Annotated in this window: 10 protein-coding genes; 9 read left to right on the top strand and 1 reads right to left on the bottom strand. The window is 49.7% G+C overall.

The annotated features are described in order from the left end of the window. From ACR0P9_RS03395 to ACR0P9_RS03385, 3 genes are all read left to right on the top strand, one after another. Positions 1-355, top strand: a 355-nt coding sequence (locus ACR0P9_RS03395; RefSeq protein WP_432617432.1) for a hypothetical protein, incomplete at its 5' end; no start/stop codon positions are given. 55 nt (positions 356-410) lie between these two features. After that, positions 411-1,097 (top strand): TIGR00266 family protein, encoded by a 687-nt coding sequence (locus tag ACR0P9_RS03390; protein WP_432617431.1) that lies wholly within the window; start codon positions 411-413, stop codon positions 1,095-1,097. A 467-nt stretch (positions 1,098-1,564) separates the two neighbouring features. Next, on the top strand, positions 1,565-2,980 hold the full coding sequence (locus tag ACR0P9_RS03385; protein WP_432617430.1) for a hypothetical protein: 1,416 nt from the start codon (positions 1,565-1,567) through the stop codon (positions 2,978-2,980). Positions 2,981-3,028: 48 nt separating this feature from the next. Here ACR0P9_RS03385 and ACR0P9_RS03380 read toward each other — a convergent pair whose 3' ends face one another. Then, positions 3,029-3,769 carry a tRNA 2-thiocytidine biosynthesis TtcA family protein gene (locus ACR0P9_RS03380; RefSeq protein ID WP_432617429.1) on the bottom strand — a complete coding sequence of 247 codons (741 nt, stop codon included), beginning with the start codon at positions 3,767-3,769 and terminating at the stop codon, positions 3,029-3,031. Between the two features lie 302 nt (positions 3,770-4,071). On the opposite strand from ACR0P9_RS03380, the gene rplM reads away from it, so the two are divergent. The 6 genes from rplM to ACR0P9_RS03350 all read left to right on the top strand — a co-directional run. Continuing rightward, positions 4,072-4,503: a 50S ribosomal protein L13 gene (gene rplM / locus ACR0P9_RS03375; protein ID WP_432617428.1), complete on the top strand. Its 432-nt coding sequence runs from the start codon at positions 4,072-4,074 to the stop codon at positions 4,501-4,503. 24 nt (positions 4,504-4,527) lie between these two features. After that, positions 4,528-4,935, top strand: coding sequence for a 30S ribosomal protein S9 (gene rpsI / locus ACR0P9_RS03370; protein ID WP_432617427.1), 408 nt, complete (start codon positions 4,528-4,530; stop codon positions 4,933-4,935). Between the two features lie 152 nt (positions 4,936-5,087). Then, positions 5,088-6,068: a LacI family DNA-binding transcriptional regulator gene (locus ACR0P9_RS03365; RefSeq protein WP_432617426.1), complete on the top strand. Its 981-nt coding sequence runs from the start codon at positions 5,088-5,090 to the stop codon at positions 6,066-6,068. Between the two features lie 306 nt (positions 6,069-6,374). Beyond that, positions 6,375-8,282 carry a sucrose-specific PTS transporter subunit IIBC gene (locus ACR0P9_RS03360; protein WP_432617425.1) on the top strand — a complete coding sequence of 636 codons (1,908 nt, stop codon included), beginning with the start codon at positions 6,375-6,377 and terminating at the stop codon, positions 8,280-8,282. A 29-nt stretch (positions 8,283-8,311) separates the two neighbouring features. After that, positions 8,312-9,757, top strand: a complete 1,446-nt coding sequence (locus tag ACR0P9_RS03355; protein ID WP_432617424.1) for a glycoside hydrolase family 32 protein — start codon at positions 8,312-8,314, stop codon at positions 9,755-9,757. A gap of 15 nt (positions 9,758-9,772) precedes the next feature. Beyond that, positions 9,773-10,342: carbohydrate kinase family protein (locus ACR0P9_RS03350; RefSeq protein ID WP_432617423.1), on the top strand; the 570-nt coding region annotated here is incomplete at its 3' end.

Here is a 10,342-nt window from a genome sequence, read left to right as displayed (position 1 = left end):
GGATAAGAGCGTACAGACAGATACGCCGCTGACCAGTGCGACCGGCAAGAAGGGTACCCTCAATGAAATTCGTCTGAATACCAGCACAATTACGTTCCAATATACGCTGCCGGGCTATTTGGAAGCACAGAGCGAATGGGATGTCGATTGGAAGGAATATGTTCACGGTACGCCGGACGTCACGGTACAGTTTGCTGACGGCAGCGAAAAGAAGCTGGACTTGCAGGAACTGCACGGCGATTTGGAGCCGGAAGTCATGAAGACCTACACCCATTACTTTGCTCTTGCCGACGCGATTGATTTGGAAAATGCAAAATCGTTGACAGTCAATGGAACGGAATATACTTTGCATTAAATCTATGGTATACTTATCTTGTAGAGAGAGACATCCCCAGAGATAAGGAGGAACCATGCAGTATAAGATTTTTGGCGATATGATGCCGGCAGTGACCATTCGTCTGTCGCGCGGTGAGAGTGTCTATACGCAGTCCGGCGGTATGAGCTGGATGACCGAAGGCGTAACGATGGAATCCAACATGAAGGGCGGATTGGGTAAAGCATTCGGCAGAATGTTTTCCGGTGAATCTCTGTTTATGGCGACGTTTACGGCGACACGCGATGTCGATGAAGTGACGTTTGCCTCGACGATGCCGGGACAGATTTTGAAGTTTGATATTCGTCCAGATTATGAGATTATCGCACAAAAGGGCGCGTTCTTGTGCGCAGAGCACAGTGTGCAGCTGTCTACCTATTTTAACCGCGGCGTCAAGGGCGGTTTGTTTGGCGGCGAAGGCTTTATTCTGCAAAAGTATTCTGGAAACGGTGCCGTGTTCTGTGAGATTGACGGCAGTGTGCAGGCCATTGATCTTGCATCGGGTGAGTTGCTGCGTGTGGATACCGGCAATATCGCGGCATTTGAGACCTCTGTACAGTATTCCGCGGAAATGGTCAAGGGATTTAAGAACATCCTGTTCGGCGGTGAAGGGTTATTCCTGTCCACCCTGCGCGGACCAGGCCGTGTTTGGCTCCAGACGATGACCACCTCTGAGCTGGCAAAGAAGATTATTCCGTATCTGCCGACCAATACAGGAAATTAAACAATTTGATGGAAAAGCCTTCCTCCTTGAGGAAGGTGGCACGGCGTCAGCCGTGACGGAAGGAGCAGCACGTGAGCCGGTATGAATCAGAGTTACCCTGATTCGTTAGGGCTTACTGGTTACTCCCTCAGTCTTGCCGCAGAGCGACAATCCAGCTCCCTCAATGAGGGAGCCTGAAATCTATCCATATAATACCTGTGAGCAGCCGTAAAATCGTTAAGATTTTGCGGTTGTTCTTTTTTATTGTGCAAAGTGCTGATGGAGTGTAAATTATCGAGTATTTTCGATAATATTTGTGTTATTTTAAACAGTGAGATTATAAGTGTTGGTTAAAGTGCTTATAACCAACCGAGTGTTGCAGGAAATTTTCGGAAATATCTGCCCTTGTTTCTCTCACGAACGAAACGTATACTGGAAACAGAAAGAAAAGAGCAACACCACCGTGATGGAAATCAGGAGGTTTTTCCATGTATACCATGAAGCATTTACCAAAGAAAATTTTAGAAGCGGACAGCTATGGTCCGGTTTTTATGTACGCAACCCATCGAGAACTGGCATGTGCACCGCGCCACATCATTCGCATGACAGAGCCGGTCAATCCGGAATTGCTGCAAAAGGCGGCAGAACGTGCACTAGAGCGTTTCCCGCAGATGCGCGTTGGCCTGTCGCGTGATACAGACGCGTATCGGTATTATTTCAATCCGCTGCCGCCGGTTGTTCTGCCGTTCTCGGATGTCTCTCCGTATTATATGGGCTCGGAAGATAACAACGGCTACATGTTCACGCTGGGCTGGAAAGACAAGACCATTTATATGGAGTATCAGCATTCTCTGTGTGATGGACATGGCTTTGACCAGTTTATCCGCGCTGTCCTGTTTGAATATCTGACCCTGTGCGGCAAGCCGGTCTGTAATGACGGCAGCATTCGCACGCATGAGACACAGTTCCAGCTCAGTGAATGTGAAGACGGATATGCCAAGCTGGATCAGGCGAATCCGTCGGAAGAGGGACATTATACGGTTGAGAAGTCGTTCCATGCACCGGTTGCTGACCGAGAAGGCAATGAGCGCATGACAGAGATCACGTTCCCGTATGCGGAGCTGAGAGCTTGGACCCATGCACACGGGGCATCGCCGATCAGCCTGCTGTACACAGCGATTTCCTTCGCCCTGTACCGCACCTATTATACCGAACAGGATGCGGGTACACCGGTTGTCGCAGAGATCCCGATGGATCTGCGTCAGATTGTTCCGTCTGACACCACACATTTCTTTGTTTCGCTGCTGGATCTGCCGTTTGAATATGATTGGTTCTCTCTGCCGTTTGCAGAAGCCTGTCAGAAGGTTCGTGCGATGTTTGACACCCAGCGCGCACCGCGTCATTCGGCATATTGGGGTCAGGCTGGCAGCACCCGTGTTTCGGAAGGTCATCATGCGGAGATGAACATGGAAGAAAAGGAAACCATGATGCGCGATATGGCGCGCAATTATGTGTATCGCGACAGCTTTATTTTGACCAATATCGGCAGATTTGATATTCCGGAGAGTATGCAGGCATATATTGAAGATTACGGTGCTATCCTGCCGTGCGGCTATCAGCCGTTTGGTATCTTGATTAGCTCGTATCAGGGCGTGATGAAGATTTCTCTGGCACAGCGCGAAGATACAGCCGCTCTGTCCGATGCCATTCTGGCAGAATTGGCAGACTGCGGCATTCATGCCAACACCAAAGTCTACACGTACCATCCGACGCGCTATGAGGGCACACGCCTGATGAAGCGTCCGAGCAATAAGTACCGTGTCGTGCGCAAGAGCACCAAGACCGAAAAGCCGGTCAGCAAACACACGAAAAAGAGCCGCGCATACAGCCGCTCGGCAAAGTAAATACAAAGCAAAAGGCTTCTTGTCAAACCAGACAAGAAGCCTTTTTGGTTATTCTCCCTTTTTTCGGCGCACGGTTTTATCCGGTGCCCAGCCCTTGAGCGGGTACCGCTGAATCGCGCCAAAGATGCGCTGACGCACGCCGTGATTGGTCTGCTCCAAAGAGCGCAGCAGCTGCTTGATCTCTTCGCGCTTGGTGCTGCCGTCTGCCGGACAGGGATTGTGCACGATTGGCAGCTCCAGCCGCTTGGCCAGCGAGCGGATATACGACTCCGGCACATAGAGCATCGGACGAATGACCGTGATTTCCGCGCGGTCTAAGTGCGTAACAGGCAAAAAACAGCTGAATCTGCCTTCATATAACAGGGACATGAGCACGGTCTCGACGACATCGTCAAAATGGTGGCCGAGCGCGACTTTGTTGCAGCCATGCGCTTTAGCGGTGCTGTTGAGTGCGCCGCGGCGCATATTCGCGCACAGCGAACAGGGATTTTCTTCCTTGCGAATATCAAAGACCACGGTTTTGATTTCTGTCTGTTCGGTAATGTATTCTACCTGTAATTCTTCGCACAGCTTGGCAACCGGTGTGAAATCCATCTCCTCATAGCCCATTTCCAAGGTGATTGCTTTGACCTCGAATTTCTTGGGATAGAAGCGACGCAGTTTTGCAAGCGCAGACAACAGCGCGAGAGAATCCTTGCCGCCAGATACGCCGACCGCAATCACATCGCCTTCTTCAATCATATGGTATTGATCCACCGCGCGGCGGACATAAGAGAGCATTTTCTGCATGATTTTCCTCCGAAACGCGCATTTTTCGCGCCGTAATATCTTTATTATACTGCATCCTTCGACAATTGGACAGAGAAAAATTTTAATTTGGGTTGTGAGTATTCGAGAGAAAACGAGAGAAAACAAGAGAAAACAAGAGATTGATATGTGGAAAATTAAAATCTTCAAAAAATGTGTTGACTTTGGATTTTGAATGTGGTATAACAATATAGCGCTCGAAAAACGGGAAAAAGTTCGGATTTCGGGCAATACCTAACGTGAATGAAACATTTCAGATAAAAATTATAATCGGAGGTTAGATCATGTCCACTTATATGGCTAAGGCTGAAAACATTGACCGCAAGTGGTATATCGTCGACGCAGCAAACAAGCCGCTGGGTCGTACCGCAGCTACTGTAGCAGCTCTCCTTCGCGGTAAGCATAAGGTAGAGTTCACCCCGCACGTTGATACTGGCGATTTCGTTATCGTTATCAACGCTTCTAAGGCAATCCTGACCGGCAACAAGCTGACTCAGAAGTACTACCAGAGACATTCTGGCTGGATCGGTGGCCTGAAGGAGACTCAGTACAAGACTTTGATGGCTGAGCGTCCGGAACTGGCAATCGAGCTGGCAGTTAAGGGTATGCTCCCGAAGAATTCTATTGGCCGCAAGGCTGCAACCCGTCTGAAGGTTTACGCAGGCGAGGAGCACAACCACGAAGCACAGCAGCCGACCGTTTGGGCTGGCAAGTAATTCTTACAAGGAGGAAATTAAGTCATGTACACACCTAAGAAAGCATATTTCTACGGCACCGGCAGAAGAAAGTCCTCTGTTGCAAGAGTTCGTCTTCTCCCGGGCGGCACTGGTGAAATCACCATCAACAATCGTACCCTCGACAACTACTTTGGTCTGGACACCCTGAAGCTGATCGTTCGTCAGCCGCTGGAAGCTACCAAGACCACTGAGAAGTTCGACATTGTTTGCACCGTAACCGGCGGCGGCTTTACTGGCCAGGCTGGTGCAATCCGTCACGGCATCGCTCGTGCACTGCTGCAGGCTAACTCTGACGAGTATCGTCCGATCCTGAAGGCAGCTGGCTTCCTGACCCGTGACCCGAGAATGAAGGAAAGAAAGAAGTACGGCCTGAAGGCTGCACGTCGCGCTCCGCAGTTCTCCAAGAGATAATTTGCCAATTATTTCTGCAACAATTGCAAAAGCAAAACCACCGTTTCCACATGGATTCGGTGGTTTTTTGTAGTATGATTTCACATATAAAATGCCCTTCCCAGCGGCGCGGGAATTTGGTACAATAAATGAGATAGAACGGAGGGACTTGTATGACGATTACAGAAATTGCGCAGCTCGCGAATGTGTCCAAGGCGTGTGTGTCGCGGTATTTTAATCATGGATACGTCAGCGAGGAGAAAAAGGAAAAAATCCGCAAAGTCGTGGAACAGACCGGATATGTGCCCAACCGTGCTTCGCAACAGACCGCGCCGGGCAAAAGTCCGACGGTTGGCATTGTCATTCCGAAAATCAGTTCCGAGAGCATTTCGCGTATGGTCGCAGGCATTTCGCAGGTGCTCAATCGAGCGGGTTATCGGATGCTGCTTGCCAATACAGAAAACAGTGTGGAAAAAGAGCTGCAATATCTGAAATCGTTTCAGCAGGATGAATTGGCTGGTGTAATTTTTAGTGCCACCATTTTGACGGACGAACATATTCGATTGCTGCAATCCATGCGGATGCCGATTGTCATTGTATCACAGGAGGTCGAGGGCTTTTCCTGCGTGTTCCATGATGATTACGGTGCTTCCGCTGCAATGACAGAACGACTGATTCAGGCGGGACATCGGAACATCGGTGCAATTATGGTCACTTCGGAAGATCGTGCCGCTGGAGATTCGCGTATGCATGGCTATTTGGATACACTGCAAAAGAATCAGCTAGAATTGCTGGAACGCCGTGTGACGTATTCGGAATTTACACTGGAATCCGGCTATGATGCCGCGCAAAAGCTGCTGGAGCAAGCACCGGAGATTGACGGCATTGTGTGTGCCACAGATACCATTGCCATCGGTGCCATGCAGTATTTGAAGGGAATCGGTAAGCGTATTCCGGAAGATATTGGCATTACCGGCATCGGGCACTCCCGTATGACGGAAATTGTGGAGCCGAATCTCACGACGGCACATTTGTTTTACAAGTCTACTGGTATGGAAGGCGCGGATATGCTGGTAAAAATGATCGAGAGCGGCATTGATATGAAGAAAAAACTGAAGATGGGTTTTGAGGTCATTGAACAAGAAACCTGCTAAGATAGGAGGACATTCTCTCTGTACGGGAGGATGTCTTTTGTTTTGCACTCATATGAAACTGAGTTTCATATGAACAAACGTCTCAAAATTACACCAGAAAAGCAAAGCAGACCGACAAAACAAGGATAAAACCGCACAGTTTGAAGAGTGCTTGGGCAATGTGCACGAAAAAATATGAAATTTTTGTGAAATCAAACGCTTGAAAAGCTGGGAAAATCTGATATACTGTGTAACAGAAAGATGAAACATTTCATATACGTTTCATAGAAGTTTCACAAAGAGATAGGATGAATGGAGGTTCGCTTTATGGATTACAAAAAAGCGGCAGCCGAGACGATGCAGTACATCGGCGGCAAAGACAACATTGTATCCGCGGCACACTGCGCAACGCGCTTGCGGCTGGTCATCGCAGATAACAGTAAGGTAAACAAAGAAGCATTGGAGGATGCAGAAGGCGTCAAGGGTGTTTTTGAGGCATCCGGTCAGCTGCAAATTATCTTCGGCACAGGCGTGGTAAATAAGGTATATGACGAATTTATCGCCATGGCAGGCATCACGGCGGCATCGAAGGAAGAGGTCAAGCAGGCAGCAGCCAGCAAAGCCAATCCGTTCCAGCGGTTTATTAAGACACTGGGCGATATTTTCGTTCCGATTATTCCGGCGATTGTCGCATCCGGCTTCTTGATGGGCATTATGGAGTCGCTGAACTTCTTGATTAACAATGGCTATATCAACATGTCCAACGAAAGCTCGCTGTTCGTGCTGGCCAATATGTTCTCGAACACCGCCTATGTGTTCCTGCCGGTGCTGATTGGCTTCTCCGGCGCGAAGGTATTCGGCGGCAATCCATTTCTCGGCGGCGTTATCGGCATGATTATGGTACATCCGAATCTGCAAAATGCATGGACGATGACGGGCGGCGTAGATGAGTATCTCAATGTATTTGGCCTGTGGAAAGTACCGCTTGTCGGCTATCAGGGACATGTCATTTCGGTTATCATCGCGGTATTTGTCATGGCAAATATTGAAAAGTGGCTGCACAAGCGCGTACCGGCAATGCTGGACTTGTTTGTCACCCCGCTGGTATCCGTCTTTGTGACTGGATTCCTGACGATGACGATGATTGGCCCGGCATTCAATATTGTAGAGAGCAGCATTATCAACGGTATTCAGACGTTGATTTCTCTTCCGTTTGGCATTGGTTCGCTGGTTATGGGTGCGCTGTACGCCCCGACGGTTGTCACGGGTATTCATCATATGTATACCATCATTGACCTCGGTCAGATCAAGGAATTTGGCTGTACCTACTGGCTGCCGCTGGCATCCTCTGCCAATATCGCACAGGGCGCGGCTGCACTGGCTGTTGCCCTCAAGACTCGCGATCAGAAGCTCAAGGCAATGGCACTGCCGTCTTCGCTGTCTGCGTTTATGGGCATTACCGAACCGGCAATCTTCGGTGTCAATCTGCGATTCTTCCGCCCGTTCGTGTGCGCATGTATCGGCGGTGGCTGCGGCGCGATGTTCGCATCCATTACCTCTCTGGGTGCTACCGGCACCGGCGTAACAGGTATTTTTGGTATTCTGCTGTGTCTCAATGCACCGGTTAAGTACATTTTGATGTTTGCCATCTCCGCAGGCGTAGCGTTTGCTCTGTCTTGGATGTTTGGCTATAAAAACGCACCGCAGACAGTAAATCATGCGCCGGAAACAACAGACAAAACTTTGGAAGCAGCACCGGTATTTACAGAGCCGAAGGAAGCTCAGGGCGAGCTGGAGATTCTGGCTCCGATGCAGGGCAAGGCAGTTAGCTTGGCAGATACTGGCGACGACACGTTTGCCGCAGAGGTTCTCGGCAAGGGCGCAGCCATTGAACCGAGCGAAGGGAAAGTATATGCGCCATTTGATGCAACCGTGGAAACCTTGATGGGTCATGCCGTGGGTCTGACCGGTGAAAATGGCGTAGAAATGCTCATTCATATCGGTATTGATACGGTTCAGTTAGACGGCAAGCATTATACCCCGCACTGCACAGAAGGACAGCACGTAAAGGCTGGAGACTTGCTGATGGAATTTGATATGGAAGCCATTCAGGCGGAAGGCTTTAAAACCATTACACCGGTTATTGTAACCAATGCCGATGATTATGCAGACGTTTTGACACACATTGGCAGACAGACAAAGGCAGGCGAGACCCTGCTGACAGTGAAAAAATAAGTTCAATCCATGATTTAGGAGGCAATCATATGCAGACAAAGCGAGAGGAACTCAAGCAGAATATTCTCAAGGCAGAGGTAGAAGCGGGTGCACAGAGAGCGAAAGATCCCTATCGTTTCGGTTTTCATTTGATGCCTCCTTCCGGCTGGATGAATGACCCGAATGGCCTGTGCTGGTATCAGGGCGAGTATCATGTCTTTTATCAGTACAGCCCGTTGGATGCCCACAGAGGACGGATTTTCTGGGGACATTGGAGCAGTCCGGATCTGCTCTCTTGGACACAGCATCCGGTATTTCTGTATCCGACCGATGCTTGGGACAAAAACGGCGTGTATTCCGGTTCGGGACTGGCAGAGCAGGACGGTTTGTATCTGTACTATACCGGTAATGTCAAGCATCCCGGCAATTATGATTATATTTATGAGGGACGCGGACACAATGTTGGCTTGGCAATCACACGCGACGGCATCACAGCCGAGAGTAATCGCTGTATTTTGGAAAATAAGGATTACCCGCAAAATCTCAGCTGTCATGTGCGAGACCCAAAGGCTTGGAAACAGGACGGAGCGTATTATATGGTACTCGGTGCACGCACCAGACAGGATGTCGGTGAAATTCTCGTGTTCACCTCCGAGGATAAGCTGCACTGGAAGCATCTGAATACGATTCAGACGCCGCAAAAGTTTGGATTCATGTGGGAATGCCCGGATTTGTTCTGTGTTGACGGACAGTGGATTGTCATAACCTCTCCACAAGGCATTGCGCACGAGAAGTATCGCTATCAAAATGTGTACTCCTGCGGATATTTCCCGTTGTATGGCGATTTCCGTTCCGATTATACGCTGGGCGACTATCAAGAGCTGGATGCCGGTTTTGATTTCTATGCACCACAGACCTTTGAAGCACCGGATGGCCGACGGATTTTACTTGGCTGGATGGGTATGCCGGATGCAGAGTATACCAATCCGACAGCGGATTGGAGCGGCTGGCAGCATGGCATGAGCGTGCCGCGAGAACTGCATTGGAATGGCGAACGCCTGACGGCACAGCCGATTGCAGAATTGCAGCAGCTGCGAACAGACAGCAAGCAGCAAACGCTGCAAGGTTCGTTGACGATAGATACCGGGGCGATGGCAGAATTGCGCATCCGCAATACAGGCGATCATCTGCGCATTGCGATGGGAACCTGTGCTGTGATAGAATGGTCACAGGGATTGCTGTCTCTGACGCTCAGCGAGCAGGCGGGATATGGCAGAACCAGACGATATATCCAGACACAGACCTTGGATACCCTGCATCTTTTGATGGATACTTCTTCGTTGGAGCTGTTTGTCAATGGCGGCGAGCAGACCATGACGACGCGCGTGTATCCGCAGGGCAAAGAACAGAAAAACAGAACAATTACCCTGCACGGCGTGGGAGAAGTGCAAAGCGATGCCCTTCAGCCGATGACATTTCACTGGGCACAGGCATAACGGGAGGAACGATACATGAAACAAGTCACAGCGATTGGCGAATTACTCATTGATTTTGTACCACAGCAAAAAGGCTGCGCACTCAAAGAAGTCACCCACTTTGAGCGTGTAGCAGGCGGTGCTCCGGCCAATGTTGTCACAGCAGTGAGCCGTCTTGGCGGACGCGGCGCCATGATTTCTCAGGTCGGAGAAGATGCATTTGGCGAACATATTTGCGATGTGCTGACCAGCAACGGCGTGGACACCTCGTATGTATTTCACACAAAACAAGCGAACACCGGTCTGGCATTTGTCTCTCTGGATGCAACCGGAAACCGGGAATTTTCCTTCTTCCGCAATCCGAGTGCCGATCTGTTTCTCTCTCCACAACAGATTACACCGGAGATGCTGGAAGATACCGCTATCGTTCATTTTTGTTCGGTCGATTTGGTTGATTGGCCGGTCAAAAAGGCACATGAAAAACTCATCCAGCTGGCACAAGACAAGCAGATACTGATTAGCTTTGACCCCAATGTACGGCTTCCTCTGTGGGATTCCGCTGAAGCGTGCCAGAAGACCATTCGAGAATTCTTGCCGATGGCGGAT

Source organism: Butyricicoccus sp. (genome assembly GCF_050872565.1).
Lineage (GTDB): Bacteria > Bacillota > Clostridia > Oscillospirales > Butyricicoccaceae > Butyricicoccus_A.
The sequence above is the reverse complement of the archived record's forward strand: the minus strand, read 5'-3'. Positions and strand labels throughout refer to the sequence as shown.

Bases quoted from the DNA above. Each gene is read 5' to 3' on its own strand.
- ACR0P9_RS03390 (WP_432617431.1), top strand. From the start codon at position 411: ATGCAGTATAAGATTTTTGGCGATATGATGCCGGCAGTGACCATTCGT.
- ACR0P9_RS03385 (WP_432617430.1), top strand. From the start codon at position 1,565: ATGTATACCATGAAGCATTTACCAAAGAAAATTTTAGAAGCGGACAGC.
- ACR0P9_RS03380 (WP_432617429.1), bottom strand. From the start codon at position 3,769: ATGCAGAAAATGCTCTCTTATGTCCGCCGCGCGGTGGATCAATACCAT.
- rplM (WP_432617428.1), top strand. From the start codon at position 4,072: ATGTCCACTTATATGGCTAAGGCTGAAAACATTGACCGCAAGTGGTAT.
- rpsI (WP_432617427.1), top strand. From the start codon at position 4,528: ATGTACACACCTAAGAAAGCATATTTCTACGGCACCGGCAGAAGAAAG.
- ACR0P9_RS03365 (WP_432617426.1), top strand. From the start codon at position 5,088: ATGACGATTACAGAAATTGCGCAGCTCGCGAATGTGTCCAAGGCGTGT.
- ACR0P9_RS03360 (WP_432617425.1), top strand. From the start codon at position 6,375: ATGGATTACAAAAAAGCGGCAGCCGAGACGATGCAGTACATCGGCGGC.
- ACR0P9_RS03355 (WP_432617424.1), top strand. From the start codon at position 8,312: ATGCAGACAAAGCGAGAGGAACTCAAGCAGAATATTCTCAAGGCAGAG.